Here is a 24,289-nt window from a genome sequence, read left to right as displayed (position 1 = left end):
CCCCTAGAATCTGCGTTGCCTGATACGCCAGATCAGACCCACTGTCATCCCCGCCCAAGCCAGCGCGATCAGGAACCACTGAACCGCATAGCTGAGATGATTGTTCGGGATGCCCTCGATGCCGATGGGACGCGGCACCACGCCGTGGCTGTCGCCCGTTACCCTGGCGGCGACGACCAGCACCGGCTCGGTGTCCAGATGCCGCGCCATCGCCGGCACGTCTCGCGCAAACCAGATATTGCGCTCAAGGTTCGGCGCAGGGGTCGCGCCCCCTGCCTCGTCCGGCCAGTGCAGGTTGCCGACAATTTCGAGATGCACAGGGGGCCGCGGTTCACGCTTGTGATCCTGGTCCACAAAACCCAGATCGACCAGAATCCGCCGACCGTCATCGGTGACCAGCCCGGTGATGACCTGATAGCCTGCACCTTCGCGGGTGCCGGACAGCACATCGATTTCCTCTCCGGTCGTGGCCCCGGAGACTGCAACCGGCAGATATTTCATGTCCGGCGTAACAGTCCGGGGCAGCGCCACGGGCGGGCCGTCGATACGCTGCTGGATGTCGTCCAGCAAGGCCTGCTTCCATTCAAGCCGCTGCAACTGCCACAGGCCCAATCCCACCAGGATCGCGCAGCCCACAACCCCCAGGATCAACGGAAACAGGTATCGGCGCATGACCACCCTTGGAATGCAGACGGCGCGGGGCCATGGGATGCCGCCGCGCCGTCATTCGTTTGCGCCGCGCCTAGCGGCCCCAGATATAGACCACGACAAAGAGGAACAGCCACACGACATCGACGAAGTGCCAATACCATGCCGCAGCCTCGAAGCCGACATGCTGTTCCTGCGTCATCTGGCCCTTCAACAACCGGATCAGGCAGACGAACAGGAAGATGGTGCCGATGATCACATGGGCGCCATGAAAACCTGTCGCCATGTAGAAGGTGCCCGCATAGACCGTATCGGCCAGACCGAAGGCGGCATGGCTGTATTCATAGGCTTGCAGCGCGGTGAAGCACAGGCCCAGGATCACCGCCACGATCAGCCCGTTGATGGTGGTCTTGCGGTCGCCTTCGTGCACGAAGGCATGGTGTGCCCAGGTCACGGCGACGCCCGAGAGCAGCAGGATCAGCGTGTTGATCAGCGGCAGGTGCCACGGGTCGAAGGTAACGATACCCTCGGGCGGCCAGACGCCATCCTTGATCGGGCTGTCCGGCCCCATCGGATAGAGGGCGTTCTTGATGAAGGCCCAGAACCAGGCGACAAAGAACATCACCTCGGACATGATGAACAGGATGAAGCCGTATTGCAGGCCGATACGGACGACGGGGGTATGCTCGCCGGTCTCGCCCTCTTTCACGACATCCGCCCACCAGCCGAACATCACATACAGCACCCCCGCAAGGCCGATCAGGAACAGCCAAGGGCCGCTGTCCTTCATCCACAGCACGGCGCCGAACAGCATCACAAAGGCGCCGATGGCGCCCAGGAAAGGCCAGATGGATGGTGGCAGGATCTGGTAATCGTGATTTTTTACATGGGCCATGGCTGGGTTCCCGGCTGTTGCTGGTTCTTGTTGCTCAGTTTACGGTCGGTGCGGCTGCCGCGTCCAGCGCCGCCTGTTTCGGCGCCGGCGGATCGGTCCGATGGAAGGTATAGGACAAGGTGATGTCGCGGATGCGACCCGCATCGCGATCCTTGACCAGTTCGGGATCGACAAAGAAGCTGACCGGCATCTCGACCCGCTCGCCTGGGGCAAGAGTCTGCTCGGTGAAACAGAAACATTCGATCTTGTTGAAGAAATAGCCCGCGGCATCGGGCGCGACGTTGTAGCTTGCCGTGCCGGTAAGGGGCTGATCGCTGTTGTTCACCGCCTCGTAGAAGCCGATGGCGTTTTCACCGATCCGCAGCTTCATCTCGCGCTGAAGGGGTCGGAAGGTCCAGTCCAGGTTCGGATCGACATTGGCGTCGAAGCGCACGGTGACGGTTTCTTCCAGGACTGTATCGGGGGCGGCCGTGGCGACGTTGGTGGTGCCGGCAAAGCCGGTCACGCGGCAGAACCAGGAATAGAATGGCACCGCCGCCCAGGACAATGCGCCCATGACCAGCACCACCCCCGCCAGCATGGCCACGGTGTGCGCGTTGGAACGGGGTTTGGCAGTCATTGGCCGGACTCCTCATGCTCTTGCGCGGCGGCAGGCGTCCCCGGCGCGGCAACGGGACCAGCGCGTCCATCGCGCGGCGGAGCGTCGGGATCGACCGGCAGCATCGACGCCCGCGGGCGATGGTCATAGCCCTGCATCAGGTCGCCCTGGGTGATCTTGACCACGGAAAGCCCGAACACCAGCGCGACAAAGGCCAGCAGGACGGCAAGCAGCCCGAGGTTGCGGCTGCGCCGGCGCTTGTGCAATTCGTGTTCGACCGGCATGGGCATCACCACGACCCCACCCAATGCTGGACCAGCAGCGCCAGGAAGTGCAGGAAGGTGTAATAGAGCGACAGCCGGAAGTAAGCCTTTTCAACCTTGTAGCCATCGGCCTGGGCCATCTCTTCGGTCCGGCGCAGGATTCGCCAGCCGCCCGCGATGAACAGGATGTTCAGCACCATCGACACCGCCAGATACAGAGGTCCGCCGACAGAGGTAAAACCCAGCCACAGCGCGAAAGGCGCGAGAACAAGCGTATAGGCAAAGATGTGGCGGCGCGTCACCCTGCGGCCATGCGTGACCGTCAGCATCGGCACGCCGGCCTTGGAATAGTCGTCCTTCATGAACAGCGCCAGCGCCCAGAAATGCGGAGGCGTCCAGAAGAAGATCAGCGCGAACATCAGCAGCGATTCCAAGCTGATGCCGCCGGTGGCGCAGGCCCAGCCGATCATGGGCGGGAACGCCCCGGCAGCACCGCCGATGACGATGTTCTGCGGCGTCGAGCGTTTCAGCCAGATGGTATAGACCACTGCGTAGAAGAAGATGGTGAAAGCCAGGAAGCCTGCCGCGAACCAGTTCGCCGCCAGACCCAGCATCATCACCGACAGGACCGACAGCCCGATGCCAAGGCCCAGGGCCTCGCCCGCGGTGACCCGGCCCGCCGGCACCGGCCGCGCCGAGGTGCGGCGCATCACCGCATCGATGTCGGCATCATACCACATGTTCAGCGCGCCCGAGGCGCCGCCGCCCAGGGCGATGAACAGCACCGCGCAAAAGGCGACAAAGGGGTTCACCGGCTGCGGCGCGATCCACAGGCCGACAAAGGCCGTGAACACCACCAGCGACATCACCCGCGGCTTCAGCAGGGCGACGTAATCGCCGAAGCCCGCCTCGGCGGGCCCCTCATATGCGTTGATCTGGGCCACGAGCCGTCCTTATTCCGCCAGCGCCAGCTTTACCGGCTGGGCGGGCAGGTAGTCCGAGGCGTCGGCGGCGAATTCTTCCTTCGCCCCCGCAAGCCAGGCGTCATACTTGTCCTGGCTGACAGCCTTGACCACGATGGGCATGTAGGCGTGGTTGATGCCGCAAAGCTCGGAGCACTGGCCGAAATAGACCCCTTCCTTGTCGACCTCGAACCACAGCTGTGCGATCCGGCCAGGAACGGCGTCCTGCTTTACCGCAAAGGCGGGAACGGTCCAGGAATGGATGACGTCGGTCGCGGTCACCTGAACCAGAACCTTCTTGCCCACGGGCACCACGACCGGGTTGTCGGTCGCCAGCAGATACTCGTCCTCGGTGTAACCGGCATCTGCCAGCGCATCCTTCTCCAGCATCAGCGCGTCGAAGGCGACACCGTCATTGGGATATTCATAGGACCAGTACCACTGATGACCGATGGCCTTGATGACCAGATCAGGATCGTTGGGCATTTCCTGACTGCGGAACAGCGCCGGCAGCGAGAAAACACCGATCGCCACCAGAATCAGCACCGGAACAAGCGTCCAGATCACCTCGATCGGGGTGTTGTGGGTGAACCGCGCCGGGACCGGGTTTGCACGACGATTGTAGCGAACGATACAGATCAGCAGCAGCAGGCAGACAAAGATCGTCACCGCCGTGATGATATACAGGACAAAATGGTCCAGCCATTGCTGTTCATGCGCAAGCGAGGTCGCAGCCGGCTGAAAGCCCATGCCGCCGTTATGCGGCTTGCCGATCACCGGCAGGTCGCCCAGCACGTCCTGCGCCATGGCAGGCAAGGCGGTCATCGTTGCCAGTCCAAGACCAGTTACCGCCGCCAGCGCGCGGCGCATCTGCGCAATTGCCATCTTCCCATCCCGTTACCTACTGTGCCGCCGGCAGGCCATGGTCTTGCAGCCTGGCCGGCATCGGTGGTGTTTCAGAACCATATCTTACCGCCACGGGCAAGCCATAGCTATCGACTTCCTGCCAAAAAACCCATAGGCGATGCTTTCAGGCAAGGACCGCTCGCATGACTGACGCTGCTTTTTCGCCCTTTGACACCCACCTGGATCTTGACGATTCCCTGCGCATCCTGCGCACGGCTCTGGCCGGTGCCGACGACGGCGAGCTGTTCCTGGAGCGCGCGCGCGGCGAGGTGCTGGTTTTCGACGATGGCCGGCTGCGCAACGCCAGCTACGACGCGCAGCAGGGATTCGGTCTTCGCGCCGTCCGGGGCGAGGTCACCGGCTATGCCCATTCGACCGAGATCAGCCGCGCCGCCTTGCGCAGGGCGGCGGAAACAGCGCGTCTGGCAGTGGGCGACGGTGGCGGGCAGCTGGCCTTGCCGCCTTCGGGCTCGTCAACGCCTCTCTATGCGGCGCAGGATCCCGCAGCAGGCATCAGTTTTGCCGCCCGCGTCAAGCTTCTGCGCGAAATCGATGCCTTTGCGCGCGAACTTGACCCGCGCGTCGTGCAGGTATCGGCCAGCCTGGCCAGCTCGCTTCAGGAGATTGCCATCCTGCGTCCCGAAGGGGGGCTGATGACCGACATTCGGCCGATGGCGCGCATCAACGTCTCGGTGATCGTTGAATCGAACAGCCGGCGCGAATCAGGCACGGCCGGCGGTGGCGGGCGGATCATGCTGGATGGCCTGATTGCGCCCGATCACTGGCAGGGCCTGGTGCGCGAGGCGCTGCGCATCGCGCTGGTAAACCTGCGTTCTGTTCCGGCACCGGCAGGGGTGATGGATGTCGTGCTGGGCCCGGGCTGGCCAGGCATCCTGCTGCACGAGGCCGTCGGTCACGGACTGGAGGGCGATTTCAACCGCAAGGGGCATTCGGCCTTTGCGGGGCTGATGGGGCAGCGCGTTGCAGCACCGGGGGTTACGGTGATCGATGATGGCACCATGGCCCAGCGCCGCGGCTCGATCTCGGTCGATGACGAGGGCACGCCCCCAGGGCGCAACGTGCTGATCGAGGACGGGATTCTTGTCGGCTACATGCAGGATCGCCAGAATGCACGGCTGATGGGCGTCGAGCCCACCGGCAACGGCCGGCGTCAGGGTTACGCCCATGTGCCGATGCCGCGCATGACCAATACCTTCATGCTGCCTGGACGCGACGATCCTGCCGATATTCTGTCGGGGCTGGACGCAGGGATTTATGCTGTCGGCTTTGGGGGCGGACAGGTGGACATCACCAACGGCAAGTTCGTGTTTTCCTGCACCGAGGCCTATCAGGTCCGCAATGGCAAGATTGGCGATCCGATCCGGGGCGCCACGCTGATCGGCGACGGCGCGACGGCCTTGAAGCATGTTTCCGCCATCGGCAACGATCTGGCGCTGGACCCCGGAATCGGCAATTGCGGCAAGCAGGGACAATGGGTGCCTGTTGGGGTTGGCCTGCCCACGCTGCGCATTGGCGGGCTCACCGTCGGCGGCTCGGCCAGCGTCGGCGAGCGCTAACGTATTTTTAACCAATCCTGTGCCATGAGTCGCCTGCGGATGAGGCAGGGACCGACCATGACAGCATGGCCCAAGGCAATCGATACCCACCACAGACCAGCCGGGCTGGCTGCCGACAGGTTGGCAACGCTGCGCCTCATCCGTTCGCGCCGTGTCGGCCCGACGACCTTTCATCGGCTGATGGGCGAACACGGCTGCGCCGAACGGGCGCTGCTGGCATTGCCTGAACTGGCACGTGCAGCCGGAATCGCGGATTATCAGCCCTGCCCCGCCGCGGTCGCGCAGGCCGAAATCCAGGCAGGGCGTCGCGCGGGCGCCCGGCTGCTGGTCTGGGGCGACCCGGATTATCCGCTGGCTTTGCGCGATCTTGCCGATGCACCCCCGGTTCTGTGGGTCAGGGGCGACCTGCGCGTGCTGGACCGGCTGGCAGTGGCCGTCATTGGCGCCCGCAATGCCTCGTCGCTGGGATTGCGCATGGCACGCGGACTGGCTGCGGGATTGGCGGAAGCCGGTGCCGTGGTGATCGCCGGCCTGGCGCGGGGCGTTGACACCATTGCGCATCAGGCTGCTCTGAATACAGGCACCGTCGCGGTGATGGCCGGCGGCATCGACATGATCTATCCTTCGGAAAACGCGGGCCTTGCCGCCAGCATATGCGAAACCGGCTTGCTGATTTCCGAGCAGCCCCCCGGAACCGAGCCCGTCGCCAGACACTTTCCCGCCCGTAACCGCATCATTTCGGGACTTGCACGGGCGGTGGTCGTGGTCGAGGCGGCGCATCGCTCGGGCAGCCTGATCACCGCACGCTGCGCGCTGGATCAGGGGCGCGAAGTCATGGCGGTGCCGGGGCATCCGATGGATGCGCGGGCGGCGGGATGCAATGCGTTGATCCGCGATGGCGCGCTGTTGGTGCGCAACGCCGCCGACGTGCTGGCAGCGATCGGCACGGCAACGCCGCCCGGGCATCCTCCGCCCCGGGCAGCCTCGCCGATGGCACCCCCGCGTGCTGCCGCCTCTTCGATGACTGCGCGCGACAGCGGCGGGCCAGCCGATCTGGAAAGGCGTATCCTTGCCAGTCTGGGCCCCTCTCCGACCGAAGAAAACATGTTGATCCGCGATCTTGGCGTGCCCGCTGCCGCGCTGGCGCCGGCCTTGCTCAACCTGGAACTTTCCGGCCGGGTGCAACGGTTGCCCGGCGGGCGTCTGGCCCTTTGTCTGGCGTAAACGGTCACGGAACGGTCACAGCATTGTTGGGAACCCGCCACGGGCAAGGCGGTTAAGCTGCGATGACACGACCATTCGGAGAAGGACCGACATGCGCCGTATATTGAACACCACCACCGCCATCGTGGCTTCAGTTTCGCTTCTGACGCCGCATCTGGCGCTCGCCCAGGACCAGCAGCAGGAGGAAGCGGAACAGCAAGTGATCCTGCCCCCGGGCGCCAAGAAGGAAGCACCGGTCGAGGGGCAGGACGACGCTCAGGACCAATCAGGTACCGATGCGGCAAGTCAGCCAACGACAGCCGCTGAACCGGCCGAACCCCCGGCAGCTGAACCGACAGAAGATGAGCCCGCAAAGCCTGCCGAGCCTGCCGAGCCTGCCGAGCCTGCCGAGCCTGCCGAGCCTGCCGAGCCTGCGCCGGCTGCCGCGGAAACACAACCCGCAGAACCCGCCCCGCCACCGGAACAGCCCGCAGCAGAATCTACCGAAACCAACCCTGATGCGCAGCCAGAGGCAACAGCCGCGCCGGCACCCGAGCCCAAGCCTCCAGTGACCCAGGCCGAAGAGCCCGCACCGAAACCCCCTGTGGTCAACGCCGAGGCCCCGCAGGAAAAGCCGGCGGCAAGCCCGGCTGAGCCGGCGCCAGCTGCGCAACCTGTGCCCGATACTGCTGGCGCAGAGCAACCCGCGCCCAAACCTCGTTTGCCCAAGGCACAAACCGAGGATCTGCCGGACGCCGAGGCCCTGCAAAAGGCGCTGGAAGATAAATCCCCGGCGCCGAAGCCCGCTTCTGCCGCTGACACCGCAGCCGAGCCCGAAACCGCCACAAAGCCGGCGCCAAAGCCTGCTCCGGCCGCGCCCCAGCCGCCTGCGCCTGCCGCGCCGCAGGCGCCGACTGCGGCCGAACTGGAACAGCGTCTGCAGCAGGACGCGCCCAAGACGACTGACAGCGTTCAGCAACAGGGCGACCAGACGCAGGCGCAACCCGCGCCCGAGGCACAGGCCACCCCCAATGCGGTTGCCGAGCGCGCCGCAGAACAGCTGCCCCAGACCAGCGCCGCTGCCCTGACCGCCACCGCTCAGGACCAGGTCGCCGACAGCGCCGAGGTGCAGATCACCCAGGAAAACGCCCGCAGTTCGGCCGAGGATTTTGCCACCAGCGTGGCCCAGGGCCTGCAGGAAGGTCAGGCTCAGCCCGAAGCGCGCGACAAGGATGACCGGCTTAAGGATGTGGCGAAGCTGCTGCTTGCCGGCGCGGCCGGCATGGCGGTGGGCAAGATGCTGTCCGACAATCGCCAGGTCGCATTGAACACCGGGGATCGCGTGGTCGTCACCCTGCCCGATGGCAGCCAGCAGCTGATCAAGGATGACAACACCCTGCTTTATCGCCCCGGCTCGAACGTTCGCACCGAAAGCTTCCAAGACGGTTCGACCCGCACCACGGTTGTGCGGGAAGATGGAAGTCAGGTGGTAACCATCCGCGACGCGAACATGAACATCCTGCGGCGGACACTGCAACGCCCTGATGGCACCGAGGTCGTGCTGATCGATGATACCCAGGCCCAACCCGTTCGCGTGTCCGAACTGCCGCCCCCGGCCAAGGTGCAGATCAACCGCGATCGCATGGACGAAGCGGCCTTGCGCGAAGCCCTGCGGCGCGAGGCGGCGATCGACCGGCGCTTTACCCTGGGCCAGATTCGCGACATCCCCGAGGTGCGTGCCCTGGTTGCGCCGGTCAACGTGCCGCAGATCACCTTTGAAACCGGATCGGCAGCGATCACCTCGGACCAGGCGCAGCAGCTTGCAGCACTGGGCAAGGTGATCCGCGAAAGCATCGACCAGAACCCGCGCGAGATCTTCATGATCGAAGGTTACACCGATGCGGTGGGGTCGGATGCGGCCAACCTGGCGTTGTCGGACCGGCGCGCGGAATCGGTGGCGCTGGCACTGACCGAATATTTCCAGGTGCCGCCGGAAAACATGGTGGTGCAGGGCTATGGCGAACAGTTCCTGCTGGTCCCGACCGAAGGACCGGAACGCGCCAACCGTCGGGTGGCCGTGCGCCGCATCACCGACCTGCTGGCGCAGCGGTAACGCACGAACCAGCCAGACAGAAAAGCCAGCGCCCCGGCGCTGGCTTTCTTTTTGATCTGACATCCTTGATGCGGCGGCGGGTGGGTTAGCCCAGCGAATAGCCGGTCCCGCGCACCGTGCGCACGGGGTTGGCGCCGCCATGGGCCATCAGCGCCTTGCGCAGCCGGCCGACATGCACGTCGATGGTGCGGGTGTCGACATAGATGTCCCGACCCCAGACCCGGTCCAGCAGCTGTTCGCGCGTCCAGACTCGGCCGGGTTTTTCCATCAGCGTCGACAAGAGCCGGAATTCGGTCGGCCCCAGATGCAGCGGGCGCCCGGCCCGGAACACCCGATGTTCGGCCGCATCCAGGATGATGTCGCCAAAGCTGAGCCTTTCGCCCATCGAGGCTGGGCGGGTGCGGCGCAGCTGAGTGCGCAGGCGCGCCATCAGTTCGACCACCGAATAGGGTTTGACGACATAATCGTCGGCGCCGGTTTCCAAGCCGCGCACACGGTCCACTTCCTCGGAGCGGGCCGAAAGCATGATGATGGGGATCTGGCGGGTGCTGGGATCGGCCTTGACGCGGCGGCAGACCTCGATCCCCGAGACATTCGGCAGCATCCAGTCCAGCACGATCAGATCGGGCTGCTCCTCGGCCACCAGCAGCATGGCCTCGTCACCGTTTTCGGCCAGCACCACCTGAAATCCTTCGGCCTCGAGGTTGTAGCGCAGCACCTCGCGCTGCGCGCCTTCGTCCTCGACCACCAGAACGCAGGGCTGCGATTGCGCCATGGCTCAGGCCCCCTGCAGACGCGGGACGCTTTCGCCCTTGGGGCGGTTGTCCTCGGGCAGCTCGCCCGTGGCCAAGTATATCACCTGTTCGGCGATTCCGGTCGCATGATCGCCCATGCGCTCGATGTTCTTGGCGATGAAGTGCAGATGCATGCAGGCGGTGATATTACGCGGATCCTCCATCATGTGGGTCAGGAACTCGCGAAACAGCGCGTTATACATCTGGTCGACTTCCAGGTCGCGCTTGCGCACATCCGCGGCCAGGGCGGCGTCGCGCTGGATATAGCTGTCCAGCGCATCCTTCATCATCGTCTCGACCGTTGCCGACATCCGGCGCAGCGCCATGCCGGCGCCGTCGATCACCGGCAGGTCGGCCAGCACGTCGCTGCGCTTGGCGATGTTCTTGGCGTAATCGCCGACCCGCTCGAGAATGCCGGATATCTTGATGACCGACAGCACCATGCGCAGGTCGGTCGCCCGCGGCGCGCGCAGGGCGATCAGGCGCGCGGCCTCTTCGTTGATCTGCATTTCCAGCGCGTCGATGGCCTTGTCGCGGCGGCGGACATCCTGCGCGAGATCATCGTCGCGGGTTTCCAGGGCGATGGCGGCATCGTGGATGGCGCTTTCGACCATGCCGCCCATCTTGACGACCAGCGCCTGCACGCTTTCCAGGTCACGGTCGAAGGCAGAGAGGATGTGGCGTTCGTTGTTCATGTGCAATCCTTTGCCGATCAGCCGATACGGCCCGAAATGTAGCTTTCGGTGCGCGGATCCTGCGGCCGGGTGAAGATGTCCTCGGTGTCGCCGTATTCGACCAGGTTGCCCAGGTGGAAGAAGGCGGTCTTTTGGCTGACGCGCGCAGCCTGCTGCATCGAATGGGTCACGATGACCACCGAAAAGCGGGCGCGCAGCTGGTCGATCAGATCCTCGACCTGGCCGGTCGCAATGGGGTCCAGCGCCGAGCAGGGCTCATCCATCAGCAGCACCTCGGGCTGGGTAGCCACCGCCCGGGCGATGCACAGGCGCTGCTGCTGGCCACCGGACAGGCCGGTGCCGGGATCGGACAGCCTGTCCTTGACCTCGTTCCACAGCGCCGCACCACGCAGCGCGTTCTCGACAATCTCGTCCAGTTCGGCGCGATTGCGCGCCAGGCCGTGGATGCGCGCCCCATAGGCCACATTGTCGTAGATCGACTTCGGAAACGGGTTCGGTTTCTGAAACACCATCCCGACCTTGGCCCGCAGCTGCACCGGATCGACGCGGCGGTCATAGATATCCTCGCCGTCGAGCGCGATCCGCCCTTCGACGCGGCAGATGTCGATGGTGTCGTTCATCCGGTTCAGGCAGCGCAGGAAGGTGGATTTGCCGCAGCCTGACGGCCCGATGAAGGCGGTGACCGCCTTGTCCAGAATATCCACGTTCACGTCCTTGATGGCGTGCTTGTCGCCATAATAGACTTGGACGTTGCGGGCCGAAATCTTGGTTTCTGTCTGCTGCACGGCGCGCTCCAGCATGGTCATGTCGTTCATATCGGGTCTCCGTTGCAGTTTTACCACCGACGCTCGAACTTGCGGCGCAGGAAAATGGCCAAGAGGTTCATGCACATCAGCATGACCAGCAGCACGATGATCGCCCCCGAGGCACGTTCGATGAAGGCCGGGTCAGCGCGCTGGGTCCAGTTATAGACCTGGACCGGCAAGGCCGAGGCGGGATCGAACAAGCCCTGCGGCGGCGCGGCGGGGAAGTTCTTGACAAAGGCGACCATGCCGATCAGCAGCAGCGGCGCGGTTTCGCCCAGGGCCTGCGCTAGGCCGATGATGGTTCCGGTCAGGATGCCCGGCATCGCCAACGGCAGGACGTGGTGGAACACCGACTGCATCCTGGATGCCCCAACCCCCAGCGCCGCATCGCGAATGGACGGGGGAACAGCCTTCAGCGCCGCGCGGGTCGAAATGATGACCGTGGGCAGCGTCATCAGCACCAGCACCAGACCGCCGACAATAGGCGCCGACTGCGGCAGATGCGCAAAGTTGATGAAAGCCGCCAGGCCCAGGATGCCGAACACGATGGACGGCACCGCGGCCAGGTTCGAGATATTCACCTCGATGATATCGGTCAGGCGGTTCCTGGGCGCGAATTCCTCAAGATAGATGGCCGCGGCCACACCGATCGGCACCGCCAGCAGCAGAACGACCAGCATCATGTAAAGCGAGCCCAGGATCGCCACCCCGACCCCGGCGGCTTCCGGGCGCTGGTCCGAGGCATCGGGACTGGTCAGGAAAGCCCAGTTCCAATGCGTGCCCAGCAGGCCCTGCGCCTTAAGCGCATCGGCCAGTTCCAGCTGTGCGGGCGAGGTGTTGCCGTCGCGCGCGGCGCTGTCCTTGCTGACGCGGCCCTTGTAATAGCCGTCGATGCGGCCATTCACCAGCACCCGCGCCTCGATGGTCTGGCCGATCAGCTGCGGATCGTCCAGCACCTGGGCGCGCAGTTGCGCCGCCGCCTCTTTGGAAATCAGCTGGCCGATGTCCTTGTCGCTCAGGTCCGGCACATCGATTTTGCGCTGGGCGATGGTCTGGCGCAGCGCGTCCTCGAGCAGCTTGCCATAGGTCAGGGTCAGCACCTTCTTGATCTGTTCGGGATCGCGGTTGCCCTGCTTGTCCAGTTGCGCGGCATCAAGCGTGACCGGCAATGTCAGATAGGTCTGGCGAAAGGCGCCGATCCCGCCGGTCACGATGGTGAACAGCAACACAACCAAGGCCAGCATCGAGATGATGATCGCGCCAAGCCCATAGGCGCGAAAGCGTGCCTCGGCCGCGTTGCGCCGGCGGGTGCGCGCATCGGCGACCAGCAGCGAACCCGAGGGCGCCGGATTCAGGGTGGCATCGGTCATTCGTACTGCTCCCGATATTTGCGCACGACGTAAAGGGCGATGACATTGAGCCCCAGGGTGATGATGAACAGCGTCAGCCCCAAGGCAAAGGCGACCAGGGTTTCGGGGGCGGCGAAATCGGTGTCTCCGGTCAGTTGGCTGACGATCTTCACGGTGATCGTGGTCATCGCCTCGAACGGATTCATGCTCAGCTTGGCGGCAGCCCCCGCGCCCAGAACCACGATCATGGTTTCGCCGATGGCGCGCGAGGCGGCCAGCAGCACGGCGCCGACGATACCGGGCAGCGCCGCCGGCAGCACCACCTTGCGAATGGTTTCCGAATGCGTCGATCCCAGACCCAGCGCCCCGTCGCGCAGCGATTGCGGCACCGCGTTGATGATGTCGTCAGAGAGCGAGCTGACAAAGGGGATCAGCATGATGCCCATGACCAGCCCGGCGGTCATCACCGACGACCCGGAACTGCCCAAGCCCAGCGGCTGGGCGAAATAGTCGCGCAGGAACGGCCCCACGGTAATCAGCGCGAACAGGCCATAAACGATGGTCGGGATACCCGCCAGCACCTCGATCGCCGGCTTGGCAATGCTGCGCAGCCTCCCCGAGGCGTATTCCGACAAGTAGATCGCCGCGAACAGGCCAATCGGCACCGAGACCGCCAGCGCAATGGCCGAGATATAAAGCGTGCCCCACAGCAGCGGCAACATGCCCAGCTGCGAGCCGCCGCCGAATTTCGGCGACCAGGTGCTGCCGAACAGGAAGTCCTGCAGCGGATACTGCTTGAGGAAATTCCCGGTCTCGAACAGCATCGACAGCACGATGCCAAGAGTGGTCAGGATCGCGATCGAGGAACACAGGATCAAAAGCCCGCGCACCATCGTCTCGACCGCATTGCGGGCGCGATACTGCGGTGCGGTGCGGCCATAGGCATAGACCATTCCCGCCAGCGCCAGCCCGATCGCCACCAGGGCAAGCAGCGTGCCATTGGCGGCAGGCTGGACAAAGCGCCAGATCGCCATCACCAGAAACGCCGGAACCGCGATCAGCAGCGCCGCGTTCCAGCCGTAATAGCCGGGGCGGGAATGCAGGCGGCGGGTATCGCCGTCGGCCAGGACCACTGCGCGGGCGCGGGTCACGAAAAAGCCTGCGATCGCCAGAATCAGCACGATCAGCAGGGTCCACAGGACTGGCATGGTGCCCTCGATTGCGGAAAGGGAAAAGGCGCGGGGGTCAGCCCGCGCCATCTGCATCACTGGGCGATGGTCGCCTCGTCGGCCACGGCCTTTTGCGTGGCAGCCAGTTCGGGATCAGCCACCAGGCCATAGGCGGCCAGCGGGCCTTCCGGGCCAGCCATTTCATCGGACACGAAGAATTCGGCGAACTCCTTCAGGCCCGGAACCTGGCCGATATGGGCTTTCTTCACATAGAAGAACAGCGGCCGCGACACCGGGTATTCGCCCGAAGCGATGGTTTCGGTGCTGGGCGTGACGCCGCCCATGGTCGCCACCTTCAGCTTGTCGGTGTTGTTTTCATAAAACGACAGGCCGAACACGCCGATGCCGTTCTTGGCCGACTGGATGCGGGCCAGGGTTTCGGTGTAATCGCCGTCGATGTCGACCGACTTGCCGTCGGTGCGCAGCGCAAGGCAAGCCTCCTTGGCCTTGTCCTCGTCGCCCTTTTCGGTCGCGAACAGTTCCTGGGCGCCGGTTTCCTTGCACCCGGCGGCGATCACCTTTTCCTCGAACACTTCACGGGTGCCGTGCTTGGTGCCGGGGATAAAGGCCAGGATTTCCTGGTCGGGCAGTTCGGCGCGGATCTCGTTCCACTTGGTGTAGGGGTTCGGGACGATCTTGCCGTCCTTGACCACCTCGGCCGCCAGGGCATTGAACCAGTCGGCGGGGGTAAAGGCGAATTCATTGCCGGCGATGTCGCTGGCAAAGACGATGCCGTCATAGCCGATGCGGACCTCGATGATGTCGGTGACGCCGGCGGCCTTGCAGGCCTCTTTCTCGCTGTCCTTGATGGCGCGCGAGCTGTTGGCGATGTCGATGGTGTTGGTGCCGACACCTTCGCAGAACTTCTTCAGCCCGGCCGAGGAACCGCCCGATTCGACGACCGGGGTCGGGAAGTCGGTATTCTCGCCAAAAGCCTCGGCAACGATGGTGGCATAGGGCAGCACCGTGGACGAACCGGCGACCTGAATCTGGTCGCGCGCCGAGGCCACGGTGGCCGAGGCAGCAATAACGGCCAGGGCCGATACGGTCAGTTTGGCGGATTTCATCGGATCACTCCTGAATTTCACATGGGCCCTCGCGGCCTGGGCGCTGTTTAGGCCCGGAATGCGACGCTTATGCGAAACAATTGTGACAGTTGTGCGACAATCCGCCCTTGCCGCTCAAGCCGATGAAATCAGATCCCTATTTTTCCGCGGATCCCGCCGGTTTGGGCCCGGTCCAGCATCAGGTGGTCCAGAATCACACATGCTGCCATGGCCTGGGCGATCGGCACGGCGCGGATGCCCACGCAGGGATCGTGGCGGCCCCTGGTCATCAGGTCAATTTCCTCGCCGCGCTGGTTGATGGTGCGGCGTGGGGTCAGGATGGAGCTGGTTGGCTTGACCGAAAAGCGCAGGACAATGTCCTGCCCGGTCGAAATTCCACCCAGGATGCCGCCGGCGTGGTTCGACAGATACTGCGGCCCGTCGGCCGACATGCGAATTTCATCGGCATTCGCAGTGCCGGTCAGCCCAGCCGCCGCCATGCCCTCGCCGATCTCTACGGCCTTGACGGCGTTGATCGACATCATCGCCGCCGCCAGATCGGTGTCCAGCTTGGCATAGATCGGCGCGCCGAGGCCGGGCGGGCAGCCGTGAATCACCACCTCGATGGCCGCGCCCACGCTGTCCTGCGCCTTGCGGATACCGTCCAGATAGGTTTCCCATTCAGGCACCGCACTGGCATCGGGCAGGAAAAACGGGTTCTGGTCAATCTGTTGCGGGTCAAATCTCGCCCGGTCCAGATGCAGCTCCCCCATCTGGATCATATAGGCGGTGATGCGCAGGTCAGGCAGCAACTCGCCCAGCACCGCCTGGGCGATGCCGCCCGCCGCCACTCGCGCCGCCGTTTCCCGGGCCGAGGACCGCCCACCCCCGCGATAGTCGCGGATGCCATATTTCTGGTGATAGGTAATGTCGGCATGACCCGGTCGGAATGCCTGGGCGATATCGCCGTAATCCTTGCTGCGCTGATCGGTGTTTTCGATCATCAACTGGATCGGCGTGCCTGTGGTGCGGCCGTCGAAGGTGCCCGACAGGATGCGCACCTGATCGGGCTCCTGCCGCTGGGTGGTGAACCGCGAGGTGCCGGGCCTGCGCCGGTCCAGAAACCCTTGCAGATAGGCCTCGTCGACCGCAATCCCCGGAGGCACGCCATCGACCGTCGCCCCCAATGCCGGACCATGGCTTTCCCCCCAGGTGGTAAAGCGGAAAACGCGACCGAAGGTATTGAAGCTCATGGTTCCGGGCCCCCTTTTCCCCCTGCGATAGCGGCGCGCCGCAGCCGGGGCAAGCCCCCGCACCCGAACGCAGGTGCCTTGCCCTGGCTGGATTCCATTCACGCCGGTTTCACGCCGGCCGAGCATAGTGCAGAAGCGGGGATGACCCGCGCGAAACAAAACACCCATGACAGGAGGAGAGGATGCCGACCGGTACGAATGGCAACGACTTCATGGTTGGCACCGCCGCCAGCGAAGTCTTTTACGCATTGAGTGGCAATGACACCGTCTATGGTCTGGGCGGCAATGACACGATCTACGGGGCCGCCGGGAACGACTATCTCAGCGGCGGCGACGGCAATGACTATATCAGCGCCGGCACCGGCGTGGACACGGTCTATGGCGGATTCGGCAATGACGTGCTGTTGTCCAGCGGCTGGGGTTACTACGCGGCAGGCGACGGCGACGACTATGTCTATGCCGGCAGCGGCGGCGGCGAGACGCTGGATGGCGGCGCGGGGGTCGATTGGCTGAACACCGCAAGCTACAGCGGCAACTACCTGGTGAACCTGGCAACGGGCGCAACCAACTTCAGCTTCGAAAGCTTCGTCAACTTCGAGCACATCTATTCCGGCGCGGGCAACGACACGCTTTATGGCACCGCGGCGGCCAATTACATGTATGGCAATGCCGGCAACGACCAGATCTACGGCTTTGCGGGTAACGATTACATCTCGGGCGGCGATGGAAACGACTACCTGAACGCCGGCACCGGGACCGATACCGTCTATGGCGGCGCGGGCAACGACACGCTGCTGTCCAGCGGTTACGGCTATTATTCGGCCGGTGACGGCGATGACTATGTCTATGCCGGTGTCGGCGGCGGCGAGACGCTGGATGGCGGGACCGGTATCGACTGGCTGAACACCACAAGCTGGAACGGCAACTATTCGATCAACCTGGGCACAGGTGTCACGAACTACAGCGGTGAAAGCTTCGTGAACTTCGAACACCTGGTTTCAGGATCCGCCAACGACACCCTGACCGGCACCGCGGCAGCCAACACGATCGTGGCGGGCGCGGGCAATGACGTGATTTCCGGGCTGGACGGGAATGATGCGCTGTATGGCCAGGACGGGAACGACAACATCAGCGGCGGTAACGGCAACGACCTGTTGTCGGGCGGCGCGGGCGATGACACCCTGACCGCGGGCACCGGCACCGATACTGTCTACGGTGGCACCGGTAATGACCGGATTTCGTCCAGCGGCGCCGGCCTTTACTACGGCGAGGACGGCAACGACTGGGTCATCGCCGGTCTGGGCGTGAACGAGACGTTGAACGGCGGACTTGGCACGGACACGCTGGATCTGCGCACCTATAACGGCAATTACGCCATGAACCTGGGCACCGGCGCCACCAATTTCGTCGGAGAAAGCTTTGTCAGCTTCGAGAATGTCCTCAGCGGATCGGGCAACGACACGCTTACAGGCACCAGCGGCGCCAATGTGCTGAACAGCGGCGCCGGCAATGACTTCCTGTTCGGTCAGGCAGGCAATGACACGCTGGTCGGCGCGGCCGGGAACGACTACCTCGGCGGAGGTGCGGGGATCGACAGGCTTGATGGCGGTCTGGGCAATGACACGCTGCTGGGCGGTGCCAATGCCGATCTGCTGATCGGCGGGGGCGGCGCGGACGTGTTTCGCTTTACCTCGCTGACCGATTCCAGCATCGGGACGGGTCTGGATGCGATCCAGGGCTTTGACAACCCCGGCGCATTGGTCGGCGATCTCATCGACCTGCTCGCCATCGACGCCAATACGCTGCTTGCGGGCAATCAGGCATTCGTGTTCAACGGCACGACTGCCGGTGGCGCGGGCAGGGTCTGGGTGACCAACAATGGTGCGGAAACCTGGGTCATGGCCAATGTAGACGCCGATGCGGCGGCAGAGATGACCATTCGCATCATCGACGGCGCCGTCACCGCCAGTCAATACAGCGCAAGCGACTTCCTGCTGTAAGCTCGCGGGACATCCCGCGCCTGGCAGCAGGTTGAAAATCAAGGGCGCAGGTCATCGAACCTGCGCCTTTGCCCTGCGATATCAATAAAATGCACAGAACCTTTCATTTGGCTCCATGTTGATCGCCCACACTCATGCCTCATCCTGATCCGGCAGAACCAGATAGATCAGCACCGCCAGAATGGTCATGAAGAATCGGAAGGCATCGGGCACGCCATTCCATTCCTTCGACATCCACATGCCGAACCACTCGCCGCCCACCGACATGAAGCCCACCTGCCAGGTCAGAAAGCCGACCGTCAGACCGGCAACCGCCCAGTTCTTGGCTCGATTGAACTCCCTTGCCGGACGATTGCGCGCCGAAAGCAGCCGGATACCCCCGATCCAGCACAAGATCGCCGTCAGCGCCTCGAGCGAGATGATGAAGATATATCCGGCATGGTGGATCCAAGTCGCTTCGATCGCACGATACTTGATCGTCGCATCCGGGAAAATGGTATCCATCAGAAAGACATGATGGACAAAGTTGAAGTTGGATCCGTAATCGGTGACATTCCCGAAAACCACCAGTGATGCGAAGAACGCGATTGCCAGAACCATCGATGCCTTGGAAATCCGGATAATCATGGCGGCAAACTCTCCTTGTCCTGAACACGGGAATACGATCTTGCCTTCAGCTCCGCATGGCCGGCAAGGGGTTGGCATCTTCGGGCAGGCCCCGGGCATGCAGCAGCCATCATCGCGCAATGCGCGACGCCCGCGAACATTTCCAAAGATGCGCTCAGCCGCCCGGCCGCGGCTCAGGCCTGAAGCGAGCGCACCCCCACTTCGCCTTCGCCGCGCGAACGGATGGCCGCCACGGCCGCGATACTGCCGGCAGCGGTGGTGAAATAAGGAATCTTGTCGTTCAGCGCCACGGCGCGGATGTCGCGGCTGTCGGCAATGGCCTGTGCCCCCTCGGTCGTGTTCAGCACCATCGCGATCTCGCCATTCTTCAGGCGGTCCACGATGTTCGGGCGCCCCTCATAGACCTTGTTCACCAGTTCGGTTTCAACGCCCGCTTCCCGCAGGAATTCGGCTGTGCCGCGGGTCGCCACCAGCGTAAAGCCCATTTGCGTCAGATCCCGCGCGGCCTGGGCCAGGGCATCGGTCTTGTCCGCATCGCGCACCGAAATGAACACCAGACCGGTTTCGGGCAGTTGAGTGCCCGCCCCCATCTGCGCCTTCAGGAAGGCCCGGGCAAAGGTGCGGTCCCAGCCCATCACCTCGCCGGTCGAGCGCATTTCCGGACCCAGCAGCGTGTCGACTCCGGGGAAGCGGGCAAAGGGCAGCACCGCCTCCTTGACCGAGAACCAGGGCGTGTTCGGATCGGCCAGCGTCAGCGGATCGGCAAAGGGCAAACTGTCCTCGGGGCCGACACCTTCGGGATAGGCGGGACGCGCCGGAAAGTTCGACATCGGCTCGCCCGCCATCAGCCGCGCCGCGATCGAAGCGATGGCGCTGTCGGTCGCCTTGGCGACGAAAGGCACGGTGCGGCTGGCGCGCGGGTTCACCTCAAGCACATAGATTTCGCCATCCTTCAGCGCGAACTGCACGTTCATCAGGCCGACGACGTTCAGCGCCCGGGCCATGGCCTCGGTCTGGCGCTTGAGTTCGGCGATGGTGTCCTGGTCCAGAGTATGGGGCGGCAGCGAGCAGGCGCTGTCACCCGAGTGGACGCCGGCTTCCTCGATATGTTCCATGATGCCGGCGACATGCACCGTCTTGCCATCCGACAGCGCATCCACGTCCACCTCGATCGCGCCGGCCAGATAGCTGTCCAGCAGCACCGGGCTGTCGCCCGACACCTTCACGGCCTCGCGGATGTAACGGTTCAGCTGATCCATGTCGCGCACGATTTCCATGGCCCGCCCACCCAGAACGTATGAGGGGCGGATGACCAGCGGAAAGCCGATGCGCTCGGCGATCTCGATGGCCTGCGCGTCTGTCGCGGCGATTCCGTTGATCGGCTGCTTGAGGCCCAGATCGTGCAGCAGTTTCTGGAACCGCTCGCGGTCCTCGGCCAGGTCGATGGCGTCGGGACTGGTGCCCAGGATCGGAATGCCCTCATCGGCCAGCGCATTGGCCAGCTTCAGCGGCGTCTGACCGCCGAACTGCACGATGACGCCGTGCAAGGTGCCGTTTTCCTGTTCGACACGCAGGATTTCCAGCACATGTTCCAGCGTCAGAGGCTCGAAATACAGCCGGTCCGAGGTGTCATAGTCGGTCGAAACCGTTTCCGGGTTGCAGTTGACCATGATGGTTTCATAGCCGGCCTTGGTCAGTGCGAAACAGGCGTGGCAGCAGCAATAGTCGAATTCGATCCCCTGGCCGATGCGATTGGGGCCGCCACCAAGGATCACCACCTTCTTGCGGTCCGACGGCCGCGCCTCGTTTTCCACCTCGCCCATCGCGGGCATCTCATAGGTGGAATACATGTAGGGGGTCTGGGCCTCGAACTCGGCCGCGCAGGTATCGATGCGCTTGAACACCGGATGCAGCTCATGCTTGCGGCGGGCGTCACGCACGGCCTTTTCCGACTGCCCGGTCAGGGCAGCCAGGCGGGCATCGGTAAAGCCCATCATCTTCAGCCGGCGCAGCCCGTCCAGATCCGCGGGCAGTCCGCCTGCGCGCACCGTATTTTCGGCATCGACGATTTCGCGCAGCCGGGCCAGGAACCAGGGATCAAAGCTGGTGGCCTGCTGGATTTCGTCATCGCTCAGACCATGGCGCATGGCCTGCGCGATCAGGCGCAGCCGGTCGGGCGTCTGAACGCTGATCGCCTTGACGATGGCGGCCTTGTCGGGCGCGCCGGGGATCTCGATGTCGTCAAGCCCGGTCAGCCCGTTTTCCATCGAGGCCAGCGCCTTTTGCAGCGATTCATGGAAGCTGCGGCCGATGGCCATGACCTCGCCCACCGATTTCATCGCCGTGGTCAGTTCGGGCTTGGCGCCGGGGAATTTCTCGAAGGCAAAGCGCGGAATCTTGGTCACGACATAATCGATTGACGGCTCGAAGGATGCCGGCGTGACCTTGGTGATGTCGTTGTCCAGTTCGTCCAGCGTATAGCCCACAGCCAGTTTCGCGGCGATCTTGGCGATGGGAAAGCCCGTGGCCTTGGAAGCCAGCGCCGAGGAGCGCGACACCCGCGGGTTCATCTCGATCACCACCATGCGCCCGTCGCGCGGGTTGATGGCCCATTGCACGTTCGAGCCGCCGGTTTCCACGCCGATTTCACGCAGCACCGCGATCGAGCCATTGCGCATGCGCTGATATTCGCGGTCTGTCAGGGTCAGGGCAGGCGCTACGGTGATGGAATCCCCGGTATGAACACCCATGGGATCGACGTTCTCGATCGAACAGACGATGATGGCGTTGTCGTTGCGGTCACGCACGACCTCCATCTCGTATTCCTTCCAGCCGAGCAGGCTTTCATCGACCAGAACCTGTGCCACCGGCGATGCTTCCAGGCCCGAGCGCACGATACGCTCATAATCGTCGCGGTTATAGGCGACGCCGCCCCCGGTCCCGCCCAGGGTAAAGGCCGGGCGGATGATCGCCGGCAGGCCGATCTGTTCCAGATCGACCAGCGCCTGGGCGATCCCTGCCTGAATGTCGTATTTGCCATTGGCCAGCCTGGGCGCCGCGACAATGGTGGCGCGGGGGTTTTCAAGGCCGATCCGCTCCATCGCCTCGCGGAACAGCTTGCGGTCCTCGGCCATCTCGATGGCGGATCGCTGGGCCCCGATCAGCTCGACGCCATAGCGCGTCAGCACCCCCATGTCGGCCAGCGCCAGGGCGGTGTTCAGGCCGGTCTGACCGCCCATGGTCGGCAGCAGCGCGTCGGGGCGTTCCTTGGCGATGATCTTTTCGACCACCTCGGGGGTGATCGGCTCGATATAGGTGGCATCCGCCATTTCGGGATCGGTCATGATCGTGGCGGGGTTCGAGTTCACCAGGATGACGCGATAGCCTTCCTCGCGCAGCGCCTTGCAGGCCTGGGCGCCGGAATAGTCGAATTCGCAGGCCTGACCGATGACGATGGGTCCGGCACCGATGATCAGGATGGATTTGATATCGGTTCTTTTCGGCATGGCGGTCCCTCGGGCTGGCGGCAGGTAAATCGACCGGGGTTATAGCCATGAGCGGCAAAGTCGCAAGGGTTCGCGCCGGGCCCATCCGGAAAAAACCGCCCCAGCGGCCGGGACGCTTCCGGCGGTCACGATCTTGCAGGCGAGATCGGCGGCGATCTGATCCAGATCAAGGCTTGCGCGGCCCGCACACGGCATTTCCGGAATGCTTCTTGCGCGCAGACTGAAGGCCCTGACAATGACCACAGCCGAATTCCTGCTGGCCGTCCTGGCGCTGCTGCTGGCGCCCGGCCCCACCAATACGCTGATGGCGCTGGCGGGGCTTCAGGGCGGATGGCAGCGGCCGCTGCGCCTGATTCCGGCCGAACTGGCCGGCTATCTGGCGGCGATCCTGCCCCTGACCTGGCTGGGTGCGCCCTTGCTGGCACATTTCCCGGGCGCGGCGGTGGTGTTGAAGCTGGCGGCGGCGGCCTGGGTTGGCTGGCTGGCGCTGCGGCTGTGGCGGATCAGCCCGCGGGCGGGCCATGGCGGGCGGATCGGGGCGCGACGCATCCTTGTCACCACCCTTCTCAATCCCAAGGCGCTGGTCCTGGGTCTGGTGATCCTGCCGCCGATGGGCGATCCGGCCTTTCTGCCACGGCTGGCCTGGTTCTGCCTGCTGGTGGCGATGGTGGCGGCGCTGTGGGGCGTCGCGGGCAGCCTGGGGCGCTGCGGTCGCGGCGACGGCCTGATCGTGCAGCGCGCGGCCGCATGCTGGCTGGCTGTGGTGGCCGCCACGTTGCTGGGCGGGGCCATCGGCGCCTGAGCCGCGGCCCCCTGCCCGGTCAGTCGCGCGGGATCTGATCCTCGGCCTTCTGGGCCAGCGCCTCGGCGCGGGCGGCCAGCTCGGCCATGGCTTCGGACAGGCTGGCCGGCACCACCGGCACCTCGACTCGCGGCGGATTGGCCTTCAGCCGCGCCAGTTCGCGCTCGGTCGAGGCCAGCCGATCCTCGATCCCGGCGGTGCGATCGGCCAGCATCAGCGCCGCCAGCAACAGCAGCCGCGCCTCGGGCATCCGGCCCGCCTGTTCCAGGATCACCCGCGCCTCGGCGTCCAGCAGACCCGCGGCCCGCTTCAGCAGGCGCTCCTCGCCATCCTGGCAGGACAGGGAATAGGATTTGTGTCCGATGGAAAATTCGACCACAGCCATTGGATCAATCCTTTTGCGCGGTTTCGGGGCGGTGGTCGATGGCCACATGTTCTGCAATCGCCTCGGCCAGCGCGGCCGGGTCGGGCGGCATCGGGACATGCGGCACCGCCGGCACGGCGGCCGCCTTGTCCTCACCCTCGCCCGACAGCGGGTTCAGGCCCCTCGGCGTGCCGACCATGCGGTCGAGCGTGTCGATCATATCGCCCAGACGCGCCTGTTCGGCGGCGCGGGATGCACGCAACGAATCGATTTCGGCCTGTAACGCGGCATGCAGCGCATCGTCAGCCTTGTCGCCCGGCTGCATCAGCGCCCGGTTTGCGGCAACCAGCGCCTCGTTGGCACTGGCCAGACGCGCGACCTCGTGGCCGCTGGCGACCAGACGTTGATGCGCCTCGGCCAGACGGGATTCACAACTGGCCAGAGTCTGTGCCTGGGCTTCGTGCAGGGCGACAAGCTCCTGCGACAGCCGCTGGTTCTCGGCCCGCGCCTGGGCCAATGCCTCGGACAGTTCCGACTCGACAGCCCCCTGCGCGGCTGCACCGCGCGCGGCGGCACGATCGATCGAACGGTCGATGCGATCCAGGGCTGCAATCAGCCGCTTTTCGCTGGCGCTCAGGTCATTTCTCATCAGC

22 protein-coding genes are annotated in these 24,289 nt (G+C 64.5%); 5 read left to right on the top strand and 17 right to left on the bottom strand.

Annotated features, from left to right (window positions below):
* Positions 1–3: 3 nt before the first annotated feature.
* From GB880_RS08820 to coxB, 6 genes are all read right to left on the bottom strand, one after another.
* Positions 4–672, bottom strand: a complete 669-nt coding sequence (locus tag GB880_RS08820; protein WP_154491035.1) for an SURF1 family protein — start codon at positions 670–672, stop codon at positions 4–6.
* Between the two features lie 70 nt (positions 673–742).
* Complete coding sequence (locus tag GB880_RS08815; protein WP_154491032.1) at positions 743–1,543, bottom strand: cytochrome c oxidase subunit 3; 801 nt, start codon at positions 1,541–1,543, stop codon at positions 743–745.
* Between the two features lie 34 nt (positions 1,544–1,577).
* Positions 1,578–2,162 (bottom strand): cytochrome c oxidase assembly protein, encoded by a 585-nt coding sequence (locus GB880_RS08810; protein ID WP_154491029.1) that lies wholly within the window; start codon positions 2,160–2,162, stop codon positions 1,578–1,580.
* Positions 2,159–2,425, bottom strand: a complete 267-nt coding sequence (locus GB880_RS08805) for a hypothetical protein (RefSeq protein WP_229774285.1) — start codon at positions 2,423–2,425, stop codon at positions 2,159–2,161. Before GB880_RS08805 ends, GB880_RS08810 begins: the two co-directional genes overlap by 4 nt.
* A 5-nt stretch (positions 2,426–2,430) precedes the next feature.
* Positions 2,431–3,348, bottom strand: a complete 918-nt coding sequence (gene cyoE, locus GB880_RS08800) for a heme o synthase (RefSeq protein WP_263467055.1) — start codon at positions 3,346–3,348, stop codon at positions 2,431–2,433.
* Between the two features lie 9 nt (positions 3,349–3,357).
* On the bottom strand, positions 3,358–4,251 hold the full coding sequence (coxB, locus tag GB880_RS08795; protein ID WP_154491023.1) for a cytochrome c oxidase subunit II: 894 nt from the start codon (positions 4,249–4,251) through the stop codon (positions 3,358–3,360).
* 164 nt (positions 4,252–4,415) lie between these two features.
* Between coxB and tldD the strand changes: the two genes are divergently transcribed.
* The 3 genes from tldD (at position 4,416) to GB880_RS08780 (ending at position 9,165) form a co-directional block, all read left to right on the top strand.
* Complete coding sequence (gene tldD / locus GB880_RS08790) at positions 4,416–5,849, top strand: metalloprotease TldD (RefSeq protein ID WP_154491020.1); 1,434 nt, start codon at positions 4,416–4,418, stop codon at positions 5,847–5,849.
* Positions 5,850–5,906: 57 nt separating this feature from the next.
* A complete protein-coding gene (gene dprA, locus GB880_RS08785; RefSeq protein WP_154491017.1) occupies positions 5,907–7,073 on the top strand; it encodes a DNA-processing protein DprA in 1,167 nt (388 codons plus the stop codon).
* A gap of 91 nt (positions 7,074–7,164) precedes the next feature.
* Positions 7,165–9,165 carry an OmpA family protein gene (locus GB880_RS08780; RefSeq protein ID WP_154491015.1) on the top strand — a complete coding sequence of 667 codons (2,001 nt, stop codon included), beginning with the start codon at positions 7,165–7,167 and terminating at the stop codon, positions 9,163–9,165.
* Between the two features lie 85 nt (positions 9,166–9,250).
* Here GB880_RS08780 and phoB read toward each other — a convergent pair whose 3' ends face one another.
* The 7 genes from phoB to aroC form a co-directional block, all read right to left on the bottom strand.
* A complete protein-coding gene (gene phoB / locus GB880_RS08775; RefSeq protein ID WP_154491012.1) occupies positions 9,251–9,940 on the bottom strand; it encodes a phosphate regulon transcriptional regulator PhoB in 690 nt (229 codons plus the stop codon).
* 3 nt (positions 9,941–9,943) lie between these two features.
* Complete coding sequence (phoU, locus tag GB880_RS08770) at positions 9,944–10,654, bottom strand: phosphate signaling complex protein PhoU (RefSeq protein WP_154491009.1); 711 nt, start codon at positions 10,652–10,654, stop codon at positions 9,944–9,946.
* Between the two features lie 17 nt (positions 10,655–10,671).
* A complete protein-coding gene (gene pstB / locus GB880_RS08765; protein WP_154491006.1) occupies positions 10,672–11,469 on the bottom strand; it encodes a phosphate ABC transporter ATP-binding protein PstB in 798 nt (265 codons plus the stop codon).
* A 20-nt stretch (positions 11,470–11,489) separates the two neighbouring features.
* On the bottom strand, positions 11,490–12,830 hold the full coding sequence (gene pstA / locus GB880_RS08760; RefSeq protein WP_154491003.1) for a phosphate ABC transporter permease PstA: 1,341 nt from the start codon (positions 12,828–12,830) through the stop codon (positions 11,490–11,492).
* Positions 12,827–14,017 carry a phosphate ABC transporter permease subunit PstC gene (gene pstC / locus GB880_RS08755; RefSeq protein ID WP_154491000.1) on the bottom strand — a complete coding sequence of 397 codons (1,191 nt, stop codon included), beginning with the start codon at positions 14,015–14,017 and terminating at the stop codon, positions 12,827–12,829. Before pstC ends, pstA begins: the two co-directional genes overlap by 4 nt.
* Positions 14,018–14,073: 56 nt before the next feature.
* Entirely contained in the window at positions 14,074–15,105 is a 1,032-nt protein-coding gene (locus tag GB880_RS08750) for a substrate-binding domain-containing protein (protein WP_154490997.1), read from the bottom strand.
* A gap of 128 nt (positions 15,106–15,233) precedes the next feature.
* On the bottom strand, positions 15,234–16,337 hold the full coding sequence (gene aroC, locus GB880_RS08745) for a chorismate synthase (RefSeq protein ID WP_154490994.1): 1,104 nt from the start codon (positions 16,335–16,337) through the stop codon (positions 15,234–15,236).
* 182 nt (positions 16,338–16,519) lie between these two features.
* Between aroC and GB880_RS08740 the strand changes: the two genes are divergently transcribed.
* Positions 16,520–18,337: a calcium-binding protein gene (locus tag GB880_RS08740; RefSeq protein WP_154490991.1), complete on the top strand. Its 1,818-nt coding sequence runs from the start codon at positions 16,520–16,522 to the stop codon at positions 18,335–18,337.
* 132 nt (positions 18,338–18,469) lie between these two features.
* Here GB880_RS08740 and GB880_RS08735 read toward each other — a convergent pair whose 3' ends face one another.
* Both GB880_RS08735 and carB read right to left on the bottom strand, forming a co-directional pair.
* Positions 18,470–18,964: a DUF2165 family protein gene (locus tag GB880_RS08735; RefSeq protein WP_154490988.1), complete on the bottom strand. Its 495-nt coding sequence runs from the start codon at positions 18,962–18,964 to the stop codon at positions 18,470–18,472.
* A 173-nt stretch (positions 18,965–19,137) separates the two neighbouring features.
* Complete coding sequence (carB, locus tag GB880_RS08730; RefSeq protein ID WP_154490985.1) at positions 19,138–22,470, bottom strand: carbamoyl-phosphate synthase large subunit; 3,333 nt, start codon at positions 22,468–22,470, stop codon at positions 19,138–19,140.
* 235 nt (positions 22,471–22,705) lie between these two features.
* On the opposite strand from carB, the gene GB880_RS08725 reads away from it, so the two are divergent.
* Positions 22,706–23,272, top strand: a complete 567-nt coding sequence (locus tag GB880_RS08725; protein ID WP_263467052.1) for a hypothetical protein — start codon at positions 22,706–22,708, stop codon at positions 23,270–23,272.
* Between the two features lie 19 nt (positions 23,273–23,291).
* Here the strand turns inward: GB880_RS08725 and zapA are convergent, their stop codons facing one another.
* Positions 23,292–23,657 (bottom strand): cell division protein ZapA, encoded by a 366-nt coding sequence (gene zapA, locus GB880_RS08720; RefSeq protein ID WP_154493784.1) that lies wholly within the window; start codon positions 23,655–23,657, stop codon positions 23,292–23,294.
* A gap of 4 nt (positions 23,658–23,661) precedes the next feature.
* Positions 23,662–24,285 carry a hypothetical protein gene (locus GB880_RS08715; protein ID WP_195840724.1) on the bottom strand — a complete coding sequence of 208 codons (624 nt, stop codon included), beginning with the start codon at positions 24,283–24,285 and terminating at the stop codon, positions 23,662–23,664.
* Between the last annotated feature and the right edge of the window lie 4 nt (positions 24,286–24,289).

Origin of the sequence: Paracoccus sp. SMMA_5_TC (genome assembly GCF_009696685.2) — a bacterium.
Classification (GTDB): Bacteria; Pseudomonadota; Alphaproteobacteria; order Rhodobacterales; family Rhodobacteraceae; genus Paracoccus.
The sequence above is the reverse complement of the archived record's forward strand: the minus strand, read 5'-3'. Positions and strand labels throughout refer to the sequence as shown.

Coding starts and splice junctions, on each gene's coding strand:
- GB880_RS08820 (WP_154491035.1), bottom strand. CDS start 672: ATGCGCCGATACCTGTTTCCGTTGATCCTGGGGGTTGTGGGCTGCGCG.
- GB880_RS08815 (WP_154491032.1), bottom strand. CDS start 1,543: ATGGCCCATGTAAAAAATCACGATTACCAGATCCTGCCACCATCCATC.
- GB880_RS08810 (WP_154491029.1), bottom strand. CDS start 2,162: ATGACTGCCAAACCCCGTTCCAACGCGCACACCGTGGCCATGCTGGCG.
- GB880_RS08805 (WP_229774285.1), bottom strand. CDS start 2,425: ATGCCGGTCGAACACGAATTGCACAAGCGCCGGCGCAGCCGCAACCTC.
- coxB (WP_154491023.1), bottom strand. CDS start 4,251: ATGGCAATTGCGCAGATGCGCCGCGCGCTGGCGGCGGTAACTGGTCTT.
- tldD (WP_154491020.1), top strand. CDS start 4,416: ATGACTGACGCTGCTTTTTCGCCCTTTGACACCCACCTGGATCTTGAC.
- dprA (WP_154491017.1), top strand. CDS start 5,907: ATGACAGCATGGCCCAAGGCAATCGATACCCACCACAGACCAGCCGGG.
- GB880_RS08780 (WP_154491015.1), top strand. CDS start 7,165: ATGCGCCGTATATTGAACACCACCACCGCCATCGTGGCTTCAGTTTCG.
- phoB (WP_154491012.1), bottom strand. CDS start 9,940: ATGGCGCAATCGCAGCCCTGCGTTCTGGTGGTCGAGGACGAAGGCGCG.
- phoU (WP_154491009.1), bottom strand. CDS start 10,654: ATGAACAACGAACGCCACATCCTCTCTGCCTTCGACCGTGACCTGGAA.
- pstB (WP_154491006.1), bottom strand. CDS start 11,469: ATGAACGACATGACCATGCTGGAGCGCGCCGTGCAGCAGACAGAAACC.
- pstA (WP_154491003.1), bottom strand. CDS start 12,830: ATGACCGATGCCACCCTGAATCCGGCGCCCTCGGGTTCGCTGCTGGTC.
- pstC (WP_154491000.1), bottom strand. CDS start 14,017: ATGCCAGTCCTGTGGACCCTGCTGATCGTGCTGATTCTGGCGATCGCA.
- GB880_RS08750 (WP_154490997.1), bottom strand. CDS start 15,105: ATGAAATCCGCCAAACTGACCGTATCGGCCCTGGCCGTTATTGCTGCC.
- aroC (WP_154490994.1), bottom strand. CDS start 16,337: ATGAGCTTCAATACCTTCGGTCGCGTTTTCCGCTTTACCACCTGGGGG.
- GB880_RS08740 (WP_154490991.1), top strand. CDS start 16,520: ATGCCGACCGGTACGAATGGCAACGACTTCATGGTTGGCACCGCCGCC.
- GB880_RS08735 (WP_154490988.1), bottom strand. CDS start 18,964: ATGATTATCCGGATTTCCAAGGCATCGATGGTTCTGGCAATCGCGTTC.
- carB (WP_154490985.1), bottom strand. CDS start 22,470: ATGCCGAAAAGAACCGATATCAAATCCATCCTGATCATCGGTGCCGGA.
- GB880_RS08725 (WP_263467052.1), top strand. CDS start 22,706: ATGACCACAGCCGAATTCCTGCTGGCCGTCCTGGCGCTGCTGCTGGCG.
- zapA (WP_154493784.1), bottom strand. CDS start 23,657: ATGGCTGTGGTCGAATTTTCCATCGGACACAAATCCTATTCCCTGTCC.
- GB880_RS08715 (WP_195840724.1), bottom strand. CDS start 24,285: ATGAGAAATGACCTGAGCGCCAGCGAAAAGCGGCTGATTGCAGCCCTG.